The 17,589-nt window shown below is 69.3% G+C and carries 19 protein-coding genes; 5 read left to right on the top strand and 14 right to left on the bottom strand.

Annotation, left to right across the window (positions count from 1 at the left end; genetic code table 11):
• The first annotated feature begins 27 nt into the window (after window positions 1-27).
• Window positions 28-645 carry a DUF4126 domain-containing protein gene (locus tag ACGFIW_RS11620; RefSeq protein WP_393313260.1) on the top strand — a complete coding sequence of 206 codons (618 nt, stop codon included), beginning with the start codon at window positions 28-30 and terminating at the stop codon, window positions 643-645.
• A gap of 98 nt (window positions 646-743) precedes the next feature.
• Complete coding sequence (locus ACGFIW_RS11625) at window positions 744-1,040, top strand: DUF1540 domain-containing protein (protein ID WP_393313263.1); 297 nt, start codon at window positions 744-746, stop codon at window positions 1,038-1,040.
• Between the two features lie 14 nt (window positions 1,041-1,054).
• On the opposite strand, the gene ACGFIW_RS11630 is transcribed toward ACGFIW_RS11625, so the two are convergent.
• Window positions 1,055-3,061 (bottom strand): protein meaA, encoded by a 2,007-nt coding sequence (locus tag ACGFIW_RS11630; protein WP_393313265.1) that lies wholly within the window; start codon window positions 3,059-3,061, stop codon window positions 1,055-1,057.
• Between the two features lie 151 nt (window positions 3,062-3,212).
• On the opposite strand from ACGFIW_RS11630, the gene ACGFIW_RS11635 reads away from it, so the two are divergent.
• Complete coding sequence (locus tag ACGFIW_RS11635) at window positions 3,213-4,064, top strand: ABC transporter ATP-binding protein (protein ID WP_393313268.1); 852 nt, start codon at window positions 3,213-3,215, stop codon at window positions 4,062-4,064.
• The gene (locus tag ACGFIW_RS11640; protein WP_393313271.1) at window positions 4,061-4,906 is read left to right on the top strand and encodes an ABC transporter permease; all 846 of its coding nucleotides are present in this window, start codon (window positions 4,061-4,063) and stop codon (window positions 4,904-4,906) included. The genes ACGFIW_RS11635 and ACGFIW_RS11640 overlap by 4 nt, the downstream gene beginning before the upstream one ends.
• A 40-nt stretch (window positions 4,907-4,946) precedes the next feature.
• On the opposite strand, the gene ACGFIW_RS11645 is transcribed toward ACGFIW_RS11640, so the two are convergent.
• Window positions 4,947-5,795: a 3-hydroxyacyl-CoA dehydrogenase family protein gene (locus ACGFIW_RS11645; protein WP_393313274.1), complete on the bottom strand. Its 849-nt coding sequence runs from the start codon at window positions 5,793-5,795 to the stop codon at window positions 4,947-4,949.
• Window positions 5,796-5,874: 79 nt separating this feature from the next.
• Complete coding sequence (gene murA, locus ACGFIW_RS11650) at window positions 5,875-7,317, bottom strand: UDP-N-acetylglucosamine 1-carboxyvinyltransferase (protein WP_393313275.1); 1,443 nt, start codon at window positions 7,315-7,317, stop codon at window positions 5,875-5,877.
• Between murA and ACGFIW_RS11655 the strand changes: the two genes are divergently transcribed.
• Window positions 7,316-7,888, top strand: coding sequence for a cob(I)yrinic acid a,c-diamide adenosyltransferase (locus ACGFIW_RS11655; protein ID WP_393313278.1), 573 nt, complete (start codon window positions 7,316-7,318; stop codon window positions 7,886-7,888). The two genes, murA and ACGFIW_RS11655, sit on opposite strands and share 2 nt — an antisense overlap.
• 492 nt (window positions 7,889-8,380) lie before the next feature.
• Here the strand turns inward: ACGFIW_RS11655 and ACGFIW_RS11660 are convergent, their stop codons facing one another.
• From ACGFIW_RS11660 to ACGFIW_RS11710, 11 genes are all read right to left on the bottom strand, one after another.
• On the bottom strand, window positions 8,381-8,836 hold the full coding sequence (locus tag ACGFIW_RS11660; protein ID WP_357246350.1) for a DUF2550 domain-containing protein: 456 nt from the start codon (window positions 8,834-8,836) through the stop codon (window positions 8,381-8,383).
• Between the two features lie 12 nt (window positions 8,837-8,848).
• A complete protein-coding gene (locus tag ACGFIW_RS11665; protein ID WP_357066889.1) occupies window positions 8,849-9,130 on the bottom strand; it encodes a F0F1 ATP synthase subunit epsilon in 282 nt (93 codons plus the stop codon).
• Window positions 9,131-9,218: 88 nt separating this feature from the next.
• A complete protein-coding gene (locus ACGFIW_RS11670; protein ID WP_393314024.1) occupies window positions 9,219-10,364 on the bottom strand; it encodes an LCP family protein in 1,146 nt (381 codons plus the stop codon).
• 223 nt (window positions 10,365-10,587) lie between these two features.
• A complete protein-coding gene (atpD, locus tag ACGFIW_RS11675) occupies window positions 10,588-12,024 on the bottom strand; it encodes a F0F1 ATP synthase subunit beta (RefSeq protein WP_393313282.1) in 1,437 nt (478 codons plus the stop codon).
• Window positions 12,024-12,953: a F0F1 ATP synthase subunit gamma gene (locus ACGFIW_RS11680; protein WP_357554875.1), complete on the bottom strand. Its 930-nt coding sequence runs from the start codon at window positions 12,951-12,953 to the stop codon at window positions 12,024-12,026. The genes atpD and ACGFIW_RS11680 overlap by 1 nt, the downstream gene beginning before the upstream one ends.
• Window positions 12,954-12,957: 4 nt before the next feature.
• Complete coding sequence (atpA, locus tag ACGFIW_RS11685; protein ID WP_393313285.1) at window positions 12,958-14,610, bottom strand: F0F1 ATP synthase subunit alpha; 1,653 nt, start codon at window positions 14,608-14,610, stop codon at window positions 12,958-12,960.
• A 164-nt stretch (window positions 14,611-14,774) separates the two neighbouring features.
• A complete protein-coding gene (locus ACGFIW_RS11690) occupies window positions 14,775-15,596 on the bottom strand; it encodes a F0F1 ATP synthase subunit delta (RefSeq protein ID WP_393313288.1) in 822 nt (273 codons plus the stop codon).
• Entirely contained in the window at window positions 15,596-16,135 is a 540-nt protein-coding gene (locus ACGFIW_RS11695) for a F0F1 ATP synthase subunit B (protein ID WP_393313291.1), read from the bottom strand. Before ACGFIW_RS11695 ends, ACGFIW_RS11690 begins: the two co-directional genes overlap by 1 nt.
• Window positions 16,136-16,163: 28 nt before the next feature.
• Complete coding sequence (locus tag ACGFIW_RS11700) at window positions 16,164-16,406, bottom strand: ATP synthase F0 subunit C (RefSeq protein ID WP_357066878.1); 243 nt, start codon at window positions 16,404-16,406, stop codon at window positions 16,164-16,166.
• Window positions 16,407-16,472: 66 nt separating this feature from the next.
• Window positions 16,473-17,270 carry a F0F1 ATP synthase subunit A gene (gene atpB / locus ACGFIW_RS11705; protein WP_393313294.1) on the bottom strand — a complete coding sequence of 266 codons (798 nt, stop codon included), beginning with the start codon at window positions 17,268-17,270 and terminating at the stop codon, window positions 16,473-16,475.
• Between the two features lie 11 nt (window positions 17,271-17,281).
• Complete coding sequence (locus ACGFIW_RS11710; RefSeq protein ID WP_357066874.1) at window positions 17,282-17,518, bottom strand: hypothetical protein; 237 nt, start codon at window positions 17,516-17,518, stop codon at window positions 17,282-17,284.
• Window positions 17,519-17,589: the final 71 nt, after the last annotated feature.

Here is a 17,589-nt window from a genome sequence, read left to right on the forward strand (position 1 = left end):
CTGGCGCGTCGATGCGATGCTGAGTTCGTGTTCGAAGTCCTCACCGGCACCGGCCTCGCCGCCTCAGCGGGGTTGAACGCCTACATACCCCTGCTCGCCCTCGGCCTACTCGGTCGCTACACCGACCTGATCGACCTTCCCAGCGGCTGGACCTGGCTCGGCAACGGCTGGGTCATCGTCATCCTGGCCGTGTTGCTCGCCGTGGAGATGGTGGCCGACAAGGTGCCGGTGGTCGACCACGTCAACGACGTGGTGCAGACCCTGGTCCGACCCACCGCCGGCGGCCTGGCCTTCGGCGCCGGCTCCTCGTCGGAGACGGTGACGGTCAGCGACCCGGGGAGCTTCTTCTCGTCCCACCAGTGGGTGCCGGTCGCCACCGGCGTGCTGCTGGCCCTGGGCGTGCACCTGCTCAAGTCCGCGGCCCGTCCGGTCATCAACGCCACCACCGCCGGGTTCGGTGCGCCGGTGGCCAGCACCGCCGAGGACGCCACAAGCGTGGTGGTCTCCCTGGTGGCGATCATCCTGCCGGTGCTGGTGCTGGCGTTCCTGCTCGGCCTGGTGGTCTTCGTCTACTGGTTCCTCCGCCGGCGCTCCGAACGCCGCCGGGAACGCGAGGCGGCCCGCGCCGCCGGCTTCCGCGTCTGATGCTCGATCGCTGGGCGGCGGATCGGCGGTCCGCCATACCGAGGCGGCCCGGGATGACAAAAGCCTAGGATCGGGGCAAAGACCTAGAGGAGGCTGGCATGACCGCAGCGTTGGAGATGCCCCGGGTCCAGGAGTGTGTGGTCGCCGCGTGCGCGTACAACCAGTCGGGTGACTGCCACGCCTTCGCGATCACGATCGGCAGCATGGACCACGCCCACTGCCACACCTTCGTCGAGTCGCCCGTCCGGGGTGGCGTGGACGGCCTGACCGCCCAGGTCGGCGCCTGCCAGCGGGCCGACTGTCGGCACAACGAGCAGTTGGAGTGCCACGCGCCCTCGATCAGGGTCGGCCCGGACAACGACCTGGCCGACTGCATGACCTACGCCGGCCGCTGACCCACCGACAGCAGTCAGGGCAGGTCGTTGGCGCGTCGGATGACAGTCACCAGGTCGTCGATGATGCCGGTGAGGGCGAAGTCCTTCGGGGTGAACACCCGGGCCACACCGGCTGCCCGCAGGGTGTCGGCGTCACCGGCGGGGATGATGCCCCCCACGACCACCGGCAGGTCGTCCCGGCCGGCGGCGCGCAGCCCGTCCAGCACGGCGGGCACGGCGGCCAGATGCGATCCGGAGAGCACGGACAGCCCGACCAGGTCGACGTCCTCCTCGACGGCGGCGGCGACGATCTGCCCCGCGGTCAGCCGGATGCCCTGGTAGACGACCTCGAAGCCGGCGTCGCGGGCGCGTACCGCGATCTGCTCCGCGCCGTTGGAGTGCCCGTCCAGCCCGGGTTTGCCGACCAGCAGCCGCAGCCGGCCGCTGCCCAACTCCCGGGCGGTGGCGGTGACCCGCTCGCGGACGGCGGCCAGGCCCGGGTCGCCACCGCTGCCGGCGGCACCGGCCAGGCCGGTCGGCGCCCGGTACTCGCCGAAGACCTGCCGCAGCGCCCCGGCCCACTCGCCGGTGGTCACACCGACCCGCACGCACTCCAGGGTGGCGGGCATCAGACTGGTGGTGGTCGCGGCGTCCGCACGGAGCCGGGCCAGGGCCGCGTCGACGGCGTCCGCGTCCCGGTCGGCACGCCACCGGTGTACGCCGGCAGCGGCGGCCGCCTCGACCGCGGGGTCCACCCGCTCGACGGCCTGCGCACCGGCGGCGGTCAGCGGGGAGGGCTCGGTCTCGGCGTACCTGTTGACGCCGACGACCACGTCGGCGCCGGACTCCATCCGGCTGCGGCGCTCGGCCAGCGAGGCGACCAACGCGCTCTTGAGATAGCCGGACTCCACGGCGGCGACCACACCACCCGACTCCAGCACCTTGTCCAACTCGACCCGCGCTCCGGTGACGATCTCGTCGACGAGCGCGGTCATCACGTGCGAGCCGGCGAAGAGGTCGGGGTATTCGAGCAGATCCGACTCGTACGCCAGCACCTGCTGCATCCGCAGCGACCACTGCTGGTCCCACGGGCGGGGCAGTCCGAGCGCCTCGTTCCAGGCGGGCAGTTGCACGGCGCGGGCCCGCGCGTCGCGGGACATCGTCACCCCGAGCATCTCCAGCACGATGCGCTGGATGTTGTTCTCCGGCTGCGCCTCGGTGAGACCCAGCGAGTTGACCTGGACGCCGTAGCGGAACCGCCGTTGTCTGGCCTCGGTGACCCCGTACCGGTCCCGGGTGATCTCGTCCCAGAGCACGCCGAACGCGCGCATCTTGGCGATCTCCTCGACGAAGCGCACACCGGCGTTGACGAAGAACGACACCCGCTGCACCACGTCGCCCATCCGCTCGGCCGGGACCTGACCGGAGTCGCGGACCGCGTCGAGCACGGCGACCGCGGTGGCCAGCGCGAAACCGACCTCCTGCACGGGCGTCGCGCCGGCCTCCTGGAGGTGGTACGAGCAGATGTTGACCGGGTTCCACCGGGGCATCTCCCGCAGCGCGTACGCCACCACGTCGGCGGTCAGCCGCAGCGACGCGGCCGGCGGGAAGATGTACGTCCCCCGGGACAGGTACTCCTTGACGATGTCGTTCTGCGTGGTGCCGGCGCAGCGGGTCAGGTCGGCGCCCTGTTCCAACCCCACGGTGCCGTAGAGGGCGAGCATCCACATCGCCGGGGCGTTGATGGTCATCGAGGTGTTCATGTCGGCGAGCGGGAGACCGTCGAAGAGCGCCCGCATGTCGCCGAGGTGGGCCACCGGCACGCCGACCCGGCCGACCTCACCGGCTGCCAGCTCGTGGTCCGGGTCGTACCCGGTCTGGGTGGGCAGGTCGAAGGCGACCGAGAGACCGGTCTGCCCCTTCGCCAGGTTGCGGCGGAAGAGGGCGTTGGTCGCGGTGGCCGACGAGTGGCCGGCGTAGGTGCGCATCACCCACGGCCGGTCCCGCTCCGGCAGCCGCCCCGGATATGCCGTCTCATCCATGGCCGGAGTTTAAGTTACCCCTCGGTAAAACGGGTTGTGGAAAACCACACACGTCCATGTCGGGGTTGTCCGGGTGGCAAACGCCCGAGATGGCGCGCACCGCCACACCCCGGGGCACCGGGCCGGCCTGGTCAGGCGCACACTTGGCGACATGGATGACGAGCTGGCCATCTCCGTGCGGGGGCTGCGCAAGGCGTACGGCGACAACGTCGCGGTGGCGGGCGTGGACCTCGACGTCCACCGCGGTGAGGTGTTCGCGTTGCTCGGCCCGAACGGCGCCGGCAAGACCACCACGGTGGAGATCCTGGAGGGTTACCGACGCCGCGACGCCGGCGAGGTCACCGTGCTCGGCACCGACCCGGCGCACCCGGACGCCGACTGGCGCTCCCGCGTCGGCATCGTGCTCCAGGGCACTGGCGAGTTCGACGAGCTGACCGTGGCCGAGGTGATCCGGCACTTCTCCGGCTTCTATCCGGACGCGGACGACCCGGACAAGGTGATCGAGCGCGTCGGGCTGGCCGACAAGGCGACGGCCCGTACGCACAGCCTCTCCGGTGGGCAGCGGCGTCGCCTGGACGTGGCGCTGGGCATCATCGGTCGCCCCGAGCTGCTCTTCCTCGACGAGCCGACCACCGGTTTCGACCCGGAGGCCCGCCGCGAGTTCTGGGAGCTGATCCGCGACCTCGCCGCCGCCGGCACCACCATCGTGTTGACCACCCACTACCTGGACGAGGCGGAGGCGCTCGCCGACCGGGTCGGCGTGATCGCCGGCGGCCGGCTTGTCGCGGTGGCCGCCCCCAACGAGCTGGGCAACCGGCAGGAGGCCCTGGCGACGGTTTCCTGGCGTACCCCGGACGGGGTGCTGGAGAGCACGCAGAGCGCGACGCCGACGGCCCTCGTGGCCGATCTGGCCGCGCGCCACGGCGGCGAGGTTCCGGGGCTCACGGTGACCCGGCCGACCCTGGAGGACGTCTACCTCACCATGATCGGACACGCGCGATGACGACCACGACGAAGCCGGCGACGCCGGTCGCCGCGACCCGCAGCCGTCGGCCCGGTGCCGGCGCGCTCGCCCTGCGCCAGGGCCGGCTGGAGATCACCCAGTTCCTGCGCAGCCGGGAGTCCGTGGTCTTCACGATGGGTTTCCCCATCATCATGATCCTGATCTTCGCGTCGATCTTCGATGGCACGATCGGCGGCGGGGTCAAGTTCACGCAATACTTCATCACCGGCATGATCGCGACCGGCCTGATGACGGTGAGCTTCCAGAACCTCGGCATCTGGATCCCGATCGAACGGGACCGGGGCGTGCTCAAGCGCTACCGGGGCACCCCGATGCCCAAGTGGGTCTGGTTCGCCGGCAAGGTGATCATGGTGGTGGCGATCGGCATCGCCGAGACCGCGCTGCTGCTGGCCGTCGCGGTGGCGCTGTTCGACCTCGACCTGCCGGGCACCGCCGGCAAGTGGTTGACCTTCGGTTGGGTCGCCGTGCTCGGGGTGACCGCCTGCACGCTGTGCGGCATCGCCATCTCGTCGCTGGCCCGCACCGCCCGCAGCGGCTCGGCGGTGGTCACTCCGGTCGCCCTGGTGCTCCAGTTCATCTCCGGGGTGTTCTTCGTCTTCACCGACCTGCCCACCTGGATGCAGCAGGTCGCGGCGCTGTTCCCGCTCAAGTGGATGTGCCAGGGCCTGCGATCGGTCTTCCTGCCGGAGAGCTTCGGCGCCCAGGAGCCGGGAGGCTCGTTCGAGCTGGGGCGGGTCGCCCTGGTGCTGGCCCTGTGGTGCGTGATCGGTGTGGTGCTCTGCCTGACCACCTTCCGCTGGACCACCAAGCGCGACGGCTGACCTGCCGACCGGGGCGGGCGCCCGCCCCGGTCGCCACGGTTCAGTACGTGTAGAAACCCTTGCCGGTCTTGCGGCCCAGGTCACCGGCGGTGACCATCCGCTGGAGCAGCTCCGGCGGGAAGAACTTCTCGTCGGCCGTGTCGGCGTAGATGTTCTTCATGGCGTGCAGCAGCACGTCCACGCCGGTCAGGTCGATGGTGGCCAGCGGGCCCATCGCGTGCCCGAAGCCCAGGCGGCAGGCCGTGTCCAGGTCCTCGGCGGACACCACACCGGACTCCACCAGCTTGGCCGCCTCCGCGACCAGCACGGTGATCAGCCGGGTCGTGACGAAGCCGGCGGTGTCCCGGTTGACCACCACCACCGTCTTGCCGACCTCCTCGGCGAAGGCCCGTGCGGTGGCCAGCGTGGCGTCGCTCGTCTTGTAACCGCGGACCAGCTCGCAGAGCTGCATCATCGGCACCGGGGAGAAGAAGTGGGTGCCGACCACCGCCTCCGGCCGCTCGGTCACCGCGGCGATCTGGGTGACCGGAATGGCCGAGGTGTTGGTGGCGAGCACCGCGTCGGCCTTGCAGATCTTGTCGAGGGCGCGGAACACCTCGTGCTTGATCTCCAGCCGCTCGAAGACGGCCTCGACCACGATGTCCGCGTCCGCCGCCGCTTCCAGGTCGGTGGTCGGGGTGATCCGGGCCAGCGTCGACTCGACCTCGGACGCCTCGATCTTGCCCTTCTCGGCGAACTTCTCCAGTGACTTCCGGATGCCGCCGAGCCCTCGGGTGGTGGCCGCGTCGTCCAGGTCGCGCAGCGTCACCTGCCAGCCCGCCTGCGCCGCCACCTGGGCGATGCCGGAGCCCATCAACCCGGCCCCGACGACCGCGAGTCGACCCGCCATCTACTTCTCCCTCGCTGCGATTGAGTGCCTGCCTGCACCCTAGTCGGCGAGCCTGAACGATGGCTAAGCCCGGTGGGCGTCAGATCTCCAGCGACGGCTCCTCCGGCGTGGTGCCCCGCTCCACCGCCACCCCGAGCGCCCGCAGGTCGGCCACGAAGTCCGGATAGCCCCGGTCGACGTGATGCACGTGCGAGACCTCGGTGACCCCCTGCGCACACAACCCGGCGATGATCAGCCCGGCACCGGCCCGGATGTCGGTCGCCTGGACCGGGGCACCGGAGAGCCGGCCCCGCCCACGGACCACCGCGTGGTGCCCGTCGGTCTTGATGTCCGCGCCGAGCCGCATCATCTCGTTGGCGAACATGAACCGGCCGTCGAAGATGTTCTCGGTGATCAGGGAGGCGCCGTCGCTGACCGCGGCCAGCCCGATCGCCATCGGCAGCAGGTCGGTGGCGAAGCCTGGATACGGCAACGTCACCACGTCCACCGCCCGGGGCCGGTCGTCCATCCGTACCCGGAAGCCGTCCCCCCGGGTCTCCACCAGGCCGCCGGCCGCGACCACCTTGTCCAGCGCGACCTCCAGGTACGCCGGATCCAGCCCGGTCACCGTCACGTCGCCCCGGGTCATCGCCGCCCCGAACGCCCAGGTGCCGGCGACGATCCGGTCCCCCACCGTGGCGTGCCGGACGGGGTGCAGACCCGGCGCTCCGGTGATCCGCAGGGTGGACGTGCCCGCGCCGGAGATCCGGGCGCCCATCTGGTTGAGCATCGTGCAGATGTCGACGATCTCCGGCTCCCGGGCCGCGTTGTCGATCATCGTGACGCCCTGGGCCAGCACCGCCGCCATCACCAGGTTCTCGGTCGCGCCAACGCTGGGAAAGTCCAGCACGATCTCCGCCCCACGCAGCCCGTGCGGAGCGGAGGCGATGACGAAGCCGTGTTCACCGGAGATCTCCGCGCCCATCCGGGTCAGCCCGGAGATGTGCATGTCCAGCCCCCGTGACCCGATGGCGTCGCCGCCGGGATGGGCCACCCGCACGAACCCCCGGCGGGCCAGCAGCGGGCCGAGCACACAGATCGACGCGCGCAACCGGCGGACCAGGTCGTAGTCGGCGTCCGCGCCGGGCTGCTCGGGCACGTCGATGGTCACCGAACGGGACCGGGCCACGCCGCCGCGGGCGACCATCGGGTCGACCGGGTCGTCCGCGTCGAACCGGACGTCGCAGCCCAGCCGACGCAGCACCTCACCCATGATCGCGATGTCGGTGATCCGGGGAACGTTCGTGATCACGCTGCGGCCCGGGGCGAGCAGCGCCGCCGCCATCAACTTCAGTGCCGAGTTCTTGGCACCGACCACGTGCACGGTGCCGGCCAGCCGGACGTCACCGTGGACCCGAATGACGTCGACGTCGTTGACCGCCGGGTCGCCCGCGTCGCCGGGGCCCACCACCACCGGCCAACTGGGGGCGCTGTCCGGCCGCGCCGGGATCGTCAGGTCGGGAATCCGTAGGCTGTGCGTCATGGCCGTCCACCTCACGCGCATCTACACCAAGGCCGGCGATGCCGGCATGACCAGGCTGAGCAACAACGAGCAGGTGCCGAAGACCGATCCACGGATCGCCGCGTACGCGGATGTCGACGAGTGCAACGCGGCGATCGGCGTCGCGCTCGCCCTGGGCGGGCTCGACCAGGAACTGCGGGCCGTGCTGGGGTCGGTGCAGAACGACCTGTTCGACGTCGGCGCCGACCTGTCCACCCCTGTCGAACCGGAGCCGAAGTACCCGCCGCTGCGGGTCACCGAGGAGTACGTCGAGCGCCTGGAGGGCTGGTGCGACGAGTACAACGCACGCCTGAGCAAGCTCGACTCCTTCATCCTCCCCGGCGGCACCGCGGGCGCGGCGCTGCTACACGTCGCGCGGACCACCGCCCGGCGTGCCGAACGGGCAGCGTGGGCGCTGGTCAGCCACGATCCGGAACGAACCAGCACGCTCCCGGCAAAGTATCTCAACCGGCTCTCCGATCTGCTCTTTATCCTGTCAAGAACGGCAAATCCGGCGGGAGACGTGCTATGGGTGCCGGGCGGCAAGCGCTAGACCGTAGGCGCACCGCGCCCCGTCGAGGTGCGGGTTCCCAATCTGCCCGCCCCCACGCGTAGCCAGCGCCGACTCCTCGCCGAGCAGGCCGCTCCTCGGCCCGAGCCTCAGTGGGCCAGCCCGACCACCACTCCTCGCCCGCAGCCTCGGTGGGCCAGGCGGGCCTTGGCGGGCCTGGGCGGGCCTGGCGAGCCTCGGCGGGCCTCGGCGGGCCTTGATCAACTCCGGTTTCATGATGTCGGGGTGTTTCAGCTACCAGGACACCCCGACATCAAGAAAACCGAGTCGATCAACCAGCCCCGACAGCCGGGAGGGCGGGACTCGGCTGCATCGGCAACGGCAGGTGTTGAGAAACCGCGCCAGACCGACGCACAGCGACAAGAACGGGTTTCCGGGGGAGCCCGCCCGGCGCAGGGATCAAGCCTGACCGCCCGGAGCCGGGTGGGTTCCCCCGGAAACCCCAAGCACAACTCAGGCAACCCCAAGCACAGCTCAGGCAGCCGGCCAATCCTGGGAGGCCATACGCGGCGAGACCGCCCCCGGAGGGGCGGCCTCGAGCCAAGACAGGAAACCGGTCACGGTCGACCGCGCCATGGCGATCTCCACCGGTGCGTGGTGACTGGTACAGCGGAGGATCACCCAGTCGGCCGGCATGGAGAGCCGTTCCTGACCCTCCGGCAGTCGGCGGCGCTCGACCGCCAGCCCCTTGCGGGAGAGAACCCGCTTGGGCCGGATCGCGAAGCTGAACATCCTGTACCACCGCAGCTCGTCACCGGCGAACCGGCCGAAGCCGGGCGACCAGCCACGGCCGTCGAGCATGGTGGTGACTCGGACGCTGAGCCGGATGATGCCACCGCTGCGGGTGACGAGTGCTCGTCGGACGAAGAGGGTGAGAAGCGCGCCGAGGATGACGACAACGCCGATCCCGATTCCTTCGACGATGTCCATCCCCGGTGTGGCTCAGCGGCTCTGCGCGGAGACCGGGGTTGCGCTCTCGGCCAGCACGATGACGCCGTCGGCGCTCACCGAGAGGAAGCCGCCGGCCACCTCGTAGGAGACCTGCTCACCGCCGGCGAGCTTGATGCGGACCTGACCGGGCTCCGCGAGCTGGCCGAGCAGCGGCGCGTGTCCCGGCAGGACACCGAGCTCGCCTTCGGTCGTCCGGGCGACGAGCATCTCGGCGTCACCGGACCAGACCTTCTCCTCGACGGCGACGAGCTCGACGTGAAGCTGCTTTGCCACGCTGTCTCCTTGCTGCGGCGACGGATTGTCGAAAGTCTAGCCTGACGCGCGGGCGCTCCCAACGCGGGTGGCGAGAACCGCGTCACGACTACTTGGTCTTGTTGACGAAGTCCGGATGCTCCAGCAGGAAGGGATCGAGCTGCTCGCTGTGCAGGGCGGTGAAGAAGTCCGCAACTTCCGGCTGGAACTGCTCGCCGAGATAGGCGCCTCTGCTGTTCGTGAGTCCACCACCGGCAAGCTTGATCATTTGGATGGTGTTGGGGCGGATGTCCTTCAGGGCGAGCCCGAAGTCGACAACGCTGCTCCCCCGACCGTTGAAGATCAGCGACTGGCCGGCGGCACGGAGCACCTTGTCCAACTTGAGCGGGTTGGCCACGACGTCGGCGCTGAACGCCTGGCCGACCATGGCCTTGACGAACTGCTGCTGGTGGCGCTGCCGGCCGTAGTCGGAGTCCGGGACGCCGTTCTTCGGGTAGCGCTGCCGGACATAGTCGAGGGCCTGCCACCCGCTGAGGTGTTGGTTGCCCTTCTTGTAGACCGCCTGCGGGCCGACGTAGCCCTCGCCGTAGGTCTTGCCCGGCCGCGGCTTACCGTCGGGCTGCTTGTGCTCGGACTTGACGTCGCGCTCGATGTACATGTCGACGCCGCCCATGGCGTCGACGATCTTCTGGAAGCCGGAGAAGTTGATGATGGCGCCGGCGTCGAACCGCTTGATGCCCGTCACGTTCTGCACGGTGGTGGCCAGCAGCTCGAAGCCGCGGGCCGCGTCGGGGTTTCCTCCCGGCACCTGGCTGCCGAACGACATCGCAGCGTTGATCTTCGTGGTCTCGCCGGGGAAGTCGGCTCTCTTGAACGCCGGGATCGGCACGTAGAGGTCGCGCGGCAGAGAGAACAGGTAGGCCCGGTCCATCGACGCCGGCACGTGCAACACCATGATCGAGTCGGCCAGCGGCGCGGCCGTCGGCGTACGCGGGTCGATGCCGACGAGCAGGATGTTGAGGGGGCCCTTGATGTCGCTCTTCTTCGGCTGGGCGCCGGCGGCCTGGTCGCCGAAGAGGTCCGCCTTGCCGACCGCGCCCTCGTAGCGGGCCATCAGGACCTCCGCGCCGACAAGCACCGCACCGCTGAGCACGACCAGCACGGTGCCGAACACGGTGCAGAGCCTGGCCCAGCGCGGGACGCCCCGCCAGACGGACGACTTGCGGCCACGCTTGCCGGCCTTACCCACGAGCAGCTCCGTTCGTTACGCCCACACGAGGGAAGACGGGCGCACCTCGTCGAAAGGTTCGAAGATCAAACGCTCGTTCGGGTGAGCGTGCGGATCGACCGTATCTCGGGTGCACGGAACGAACGACCCCGAGTAACGGACCGCGACGATGGTAAGGCGCGAAGGTGAACAAAAGACTGCCCCGGCATTGCCGGGGCAGTCTTTTTGTTACGGGTCGAATCGGGGCTTGTCAGCCCTTCATCAGCTCCTCAGCCTTGCGCTCCAGGTCCTCGAGACCGCCGCACATGAAGAACGCCTGCTCGGGGAAGTGATCGTACTCACCCTCGCTGATCTTCCGGAACGCCTCGATGGTCTCCTTGATCGGGACCGTCGAGCCCGGTACGCCGGTGAACTGCTCCGCCGCGTAGGTGTTCTGCGAGAGGAAGCGCTCGATCCGCCGGGCCCGCGCCACGGTGATCTTGTCTTCCTCGGAGAGCTCCTCGATACCGAGGATGGCGATGATGTCCTGCAGGTCGCGGTAGCGCTGCAGGATCCGCTTCACCTCGGTGGCGACCTGGAAGTGCTCGTTGCCGACGAACTCCGGGGCGAGGATCCGGGACGAGGACGCCAGCGGGTCCACGGCCGGGTAGATGCCCTTGTCGGAGATCGACCGCTCCAGGTTGGTGGTCGCGTCCAGGTGGGCGAACGTGGTGGCCGGGGCGGGGTCGGTGTAGTCGTCCGCCGGCACGTAGATCGCCTGCATGGAGGTGATGGCCTGGCCCCGGACGGAGGTGATCCGCTCCTGGAGCTCGCCCATCTCGTCGGCCAGGGTCGGCTGGTAACCCACGGCGCTCGGCATACGGCCGAGCAGGGTGGACACCTCGGAACCGGCCTGCGTGAAGCGGAAGATGTTGTCGATGAAGAGCAGCACCTCCTGCTTCTTCACGTCCCGGAAGTACTCCGCCATGGTCAGCGCGGAGAGCGCCACCCGCAGCCGGGTGCCCGGCGGCTCGTCCATCTGGCCGTAGACAAGCGCGGTCTTGTCGATGACGCCGGACTCGGTCATCTCGGCGATGAGGTCGTTGCCCTCACGGGTGCGCTCACCCACGCCGGCGAACACCGAGGTACCACCGAAGTTGCGGGCAACCCGGGTGATCATCTCCTGGATGAGCACCGTCTTGCCCACGCCCGCGCCGCCGAACAGGCCGATCTTGCCGCCCTTGACGTACGGGGCGAGCAGGTCGATGACCTTGATGCCGGTCTCCAGCATCTCGGTCTTCGGCTCCAGGTCCGCGAAGGCCGGGGCCTTGCGGTGGATGCCCCACCGGTCGTCGGCCTCGAACGTTTCGCCCTCGGTGAGGTTGAGCACCTCGCCGATCGCGTTGAACACCTTGCCCTTGACCGCGTCGCCCACCGGCACCGTGATCGGCTCGCCGCGGTCGCGCACCTCGGCGCCACGGACCAGGCCGTCGGTCGGCTGCATCGAGATGGCACGGACCAGGTTGTCACCCAGGTGCTGGGCGACCTCCAGGGTCAGCGTCTTCTCACCGCCGGACAGGTTCACCGTGACGTTGAGGGCGTTGAACAGGGGCGGCATGGCGTCGCGCGGGAACTCGGCGTCGACGACCGGGCCGATGACCCGGACCACGCGACCCGTGGCCGTCTTGGTCTCTACTGGTGCAGTCATCACACTTCACTTCCCGACGCGGCCAGCGCGTTGGCGCCGCCGACGATCTCGCTGATCTCCTGGGTGATCCCGGCCTGGCGAGCCGAGTTCATCTCGCGCGTGTACTTCTCGATCATCTCTTCGGCGTTGTCGGTGGCGCTCTTCATCGCCCGCCGCCGTGCCGCCGACTCACTCGCCGCCGACTCGATCAACGCCGCGTAGATCCGCGTGTTGATGTACCTCGGCAGGAGCGCGTCGAGCAGCGCCTCCGCCTCCGGCTCGAACTCGTACGCCGGCAGCAACCCCTCGGAGCGCGGCCGGTCCTCCACCTGCATCGGACCAATGATCTTGGTAACCGGGTTCTGCGTCATCAGCGAGTGGAACTCGGTGTAGACGATGTGCAACTCGTCGACGCCGAGCACCCCGTCCGCTCCGGCGCTGCCGTCGGCGTCGTCCGCACCGGCCGTGAACGCCTTGATCAGCGTCTCACCGACGGTACGGGCGTCCTCGAACGACGGCTGCTCGCTGAAGCCGGTCCAGTTCGCCTCGATCGGCCGGTTGCGGAACCGGTAGAACCCGACGCCCTTACGCCCGATCACGTAGAGCACCGGCTCCTTGCCGTCCGCCTTGAGCCGCGCGATCAGCGACTCCGCCATCCTGATCGCGTTGGAGCTGTAGCCGCCGGCCAGACCACGGTCACTGGTGACCAACAGGACGCCCGCCCGCCGCACCCGCTCGCGCGGGGTGAGCAGCGGGTGGTCGATCCGAGCGTTGGACGCCAGCGCCGTGAGCACACCGGTGATGGCCTGGGCGTACGGCAGGGACGCCTGCACCCGGGCCTGAGCCTTGGCGATCCGGCTCGTCGCCACGAGCTCCATCGCCTTGGTGATCTTCTTCATCGACTTCGCCGAGCGGATCCGTTGACGAAGAACGCGTACCTGGGCGGCCATCAGATCAGCTCTCGGCCGGGCGGTCGGTCGCGCTGTCGCGGAAGCGGGTCACCGTCTCGCGGTTCTCGTCGCCCTCAAGCGGTGCGGCCGGCGCGTCGTTGACCTTGCGCTCGTCGTCCTTGTTGAGGAAGACCTGCTTGAACTCGGTGATCGCGGCGTCCAGGGAGCCGACGATGTCGTCGCCCCACTGGTTGTCGGCGATCCCGGCCAGCACGCCCTGGTGCTTGTGCCGCAGGTACTGGAGGAACTCCGCCTCGAAGCGACGGACCTCGCCCACCGGGATGTCGTCCAGCTTGCCCTCGACACCGGCCCAGACCGAGACGACCTCCTGCTCGACCGGGAACGGCGAGTAGTTCGGCTGCTTGAGCAGCTCGACGAGGCGTACACCGCGGTCGAGCTGGGCCCGGGAGGCCCGGTCCAGGTCGGAGGCGAAGGCGGCGAACGCCTCCAGCTCGCGGTACTGGGCGAGGTTGAGCCGCAGCGAACCGGCGACCTTGCGCATCGGCTTCACCTGCGCGGCGCCACCGACCCGGGAGACCGAGGTGCCGACGTTGATCGCCGGACGAACGCCCTGGTTGAACAGGTCGGTCTCCAGGAAGATCTGGCCGTCGGTGATCGAGATGACGTTGGTCGGGATGAAGGCCGAGATGTCGTTGGCCTTCGTCTCGATGATCGGCAGACCGGTCATCGAGCCGCCACCCAGCTCGTCGGAGAGCTTCGCGCAGCGCTCCAGCAGGCGGGAGTGCAGGTAGAAGACGTCACCCGGGTACGCCTCACGGCCCGGCGGGCGACGCAGCAGCAGCGACACGGCCCGGTACGCCTCGGCCTGCTTGCTCAGGTCGTCGAAGACGATCAGGACGTGCTTGCCGCCGTACATCCAGTGCTGCCCGATGGACGAGCCGGTGTACGGGGCCAGGTACTTGAAGCCGGCCGGGTCGGACGCCGGGGAGGCCACGATGGTCGTGTACTCCATCGCGCCGGCCTCTTCCAGCTGGCCCTTGATCGAGGCGATCGTGGAGGCCTTCTGACCGATGGCGACGTAGATGCAGCGGACCTGCTTCTTCGGGTCGCCGGTGCGCCAGTTGTCCCGCTGGTTGAGGATCGCGTCCAGGGCGACAGTGGTCTTACCGGTCTTCCGGTCACCGATGATCAGCTGCCGCTGGCCCCGACCGATCGGGGTCATCGCGTCGATGGCCTTGATGCCGGTCTGTAGCGGCTCGAACACCGACTGGCGGGACATCACGTTCGGAGCCTGCAGCTCCAGCTCGCGGAAGCCCTCGTTGGCGATGTCGCCGAGCCCGTCGATCGGCTTGCCGAGCGCGTCGACCACGCGGCCGAGGAAGGCGTCGCCGACCGGAACGGAGAGAACCCGCTCGGTGCGCTTGACGCGCTGCCCCTCCTCCAGCTTGGCGGAGTCACCGAGAACGACGACACCGATCTCCCGGACGTCGAGGTTCAACGCCACGCCGAGCGTGCCGTCCTCGAACTCCAGGAGCTCGTTGGTCATGGTCGAGGGCAGGCCCTCGACGTGGGCGATACCGTCGCCGGTGTCGGCGACGGTGCCGACCTCCTCGCGGGAGACGTCGGACGAGTAGGAAGAGACGTAGCGCTCCAGGGCGCCGCGGATCTCCTCCGTCGAGATGGTCAGCTCGGCCATCCTCTGCTTCCTTAAAATTCAGGGGCCCGGGATACCTAGTACCGACCGGTCCGAATGGCGTCTGTCATTCCGGGCGCTGAGCGGTCCAGCCACCCCAAAGCTGGGCGGCGAGGCCGCTCAGCTACTGGGCGGCGAAGCCACCGCATTGCTGGGCGGCGGGCCGCTCAGCGCTTCGCGAGCGCGTTGCGGGTCTCGTTGAGGCGACGCAGGATGGTGCCGTCGTACAGGTCGGAGCCGACCCGAACGCTCACTCCACCCAGGACGTGGGGGTCCACCGTCTGCTTGACGGAGACCTCTCGACCGTATATCGCGCTGAGGCTCGCACCCAGCCGGCGCTCGTCCTCGTCACTCAACGGGGCCGCGACTGTCACGTACGCCACCTGCCGGTCACGTCGCTCGGCGGCGAGCTCCACCAGCCGGGTGAGCGCGCCGGTGAAGGAGCGCCCTCCGTACCCGCCGAGTGCGACCTCGACGAGGCGGACGGTGACCGGACGGGCCTTGTCGGCGAGCAGCTCGCGGGCCAGGGTGGCCCGCTGCTCGACCGGGGCGACCGGGTCGGCGAGCGTGTTGCCCAACGCCGACTGACCGGCCACGACCTGACCGAAGCGGAACAGCTCGTCCTCGACCTCGCCCAGCTCGCCGGCCTTGTCGGCGCTGGCGAGCAGCGCCTCCACGCCGAGGCGCTCGGCGCCGTCGAGCAGCTCCGATGGTGCCGACCACCGGCCGGCGACGAGCGACACGAGCAGGTCGAGTGCGTCCGCGCCGATCCGCCCGCCCAGCATGTCGCCGAGCAGGGCACCGCGGTCCTCGCCGGACCGGGACGGCTCGGAGAGCGCCCGACGCAGCCGCGGCTCACGCCGCAGCAGGGTCGCCACGGAGAGGATGGCGTCGGCGGTGGAGGTCACCGCCGACGGCTCCGCGCCGCGGACGTACGCGTCGAGGCGCTCGGCCGCGACCTTGTACGACTCCCGGCTGGCGGCCTGCATCAGCGGGCCCCCGTGCTCTCGAGGCCGCTCAGGAACCGGTCGACGGTGCCCTTGCGTCGCGCCTCGTCGGCCAGCGACTCGCCAACGATCTTGCTGGCCAGGTCCACCGCGATGGTGCCGACCTCGGCGCGCAGCTCGCGCACGATGGTGGCCCGCTCGGCGGCGAGTGCGTCCTTGCCCGCCTGGATGACCCGGTCGGACTCTTCCCGCGCCTTGGCGAGGATGTCCTGTCGGATCCCCTCGGCGTCGGCCCGCGCGTCGTCACGGATCTTGGCGGCGTCGGTCCGGGCCTCAGCGAGCTGGGCACGGTACTGCTCGAGCAGCTGGTTCGCCTCGGCCTGGGCGGCCTCGGCGCGCTTGATGCCGCCCTCGATCGCGTCAACCCGGGCCTGGAACGTCTGCTCCATGCGGGGGAAGACGAACTTCATCAGCACGAAGCAGAGCACGGCGAAGGCAACCGAACCGACGATCAGCTCCTGCCAGAGCGGGACGATCGGGTTGTGGGCCGTCTCACCACCCTCGGCGGCAAGGAAGTGCATGGGAAACCTCCCGGTCAGAGGGGCTGGATCAGCCGGCGGTGCCGGACCAGACGAAGCCGAACGCCACACCCAGCAGCGCGAGGGCCTCGATGACGGCGAAGCCGATCCAGACGTACGGCAGGGTCATCCGGGACGACTCCGGCTGGCGGGCGGTCGACTGGATGTAGGCGGCGAAGACCAGGCCGACGCCGATGCCCGGGCCGATAGCCGCGAGGCCGTAGCCGATGGCGGCGGTGCTGCCGGTTACTTCGGCGAGAACGCTAGCGTCCATTGGTGGTTCCTCCTGGTAATCACGCGTGACTGTCACGCGGGACGACAACGGTTGGTGCGAGGTGGATCAGTGCCCGTCGGCGAGCGAGCCCTGCACGTAGCTCGCGGACAGCACCGTGAAGACGTATGCCTGTAGGACGATGACCAGGAACTCGAGGAAGGTGAGCGCCACGGTCATCACCCAGGACAGCACCGACACCGGCGCCAGCCAGGCGTTCGCCTGGATCATCGCGAACCCGCCGAGCGTGAAGACCAGCAGGATCATGTGACCCGCGAACATGTTCGCGAAGAGACGGACGGCCAGGGTGAACGGCCGGAAGAGGAAGGTCGAGGCGAACTCGATCGGAATCAGGATCGGCAGGATGTACCACGGAGCCGGCGGGATCATTGCCGACTTGAAGTACTTGAAGAAGCCGTGCTTGCGGATGCCGATCCAGATGAACATCACGTAGCTGATGGCGGTGAGGATCACCGGGAACGCGATGTGCGAGTTCGGAGAGATCTGGAACACCGGCACGATCGCGAACAGGTTCGTCACCAGGATGAAGCAGAACAGGGTAGTGAAGTACGGAGCGAACCGCACACCCGCGTGCCCGATCATGTCGACCGCGATGTTGTTCCGCACGAAACCGTAGATCGACTCGGCGAGCCACTGCTTCTTGGTCGGCACGAGCTGCGGCTTCCGGTACGTCGCCAGGAAGAAGATGATCAGGACGCCGACCGCGATCCAGACCATCGCCGTGATCTTGGTGAACCAGTACGATTCGTGCGCGCCCCAGGGCAGGATGCTGGGCAGGTAAAAGTCTTCCACGCTGGGTGGGAATACCGCCTGGCCCGCTGCCAGAACGTTCGCCTGTCCGAACACCGCGTCCCTTCCTAAGTAGGCGTGCCGAGTCGGCGGACGACCAGGATGATGCCCCCGGTCATGCCGAGCACGACGCCGATCCCGGTGGCGATGCCGCCGGTCTCGAGCCACTGGTCGACCAGCCAGCCGACGAAACCCCACACGAGCATGCCTCCGATGAGGTAGCTGAGCGCAGTCCAACCCTGACCGGCGCCGGACGGAATGTCGTCCGGTTCGCCGGCGGGACGGGGGGTTTGGTCACCAGCCATGACGGGGCGAACGATATCAGCCGGGAAGACGAGGCTGTGCCTCACCCCCCGCACAACCGTCGTTGTGTGGG

Origin of the sequence: Micromonospora sp. NPDC048935, from assembly GCF_043197875.1 — a bacterium.
GTDB lineage: Bacteria > Actinomycetota > Actinomycetes > Mycobacteriales > Micromonosporaceae > Micromonospora.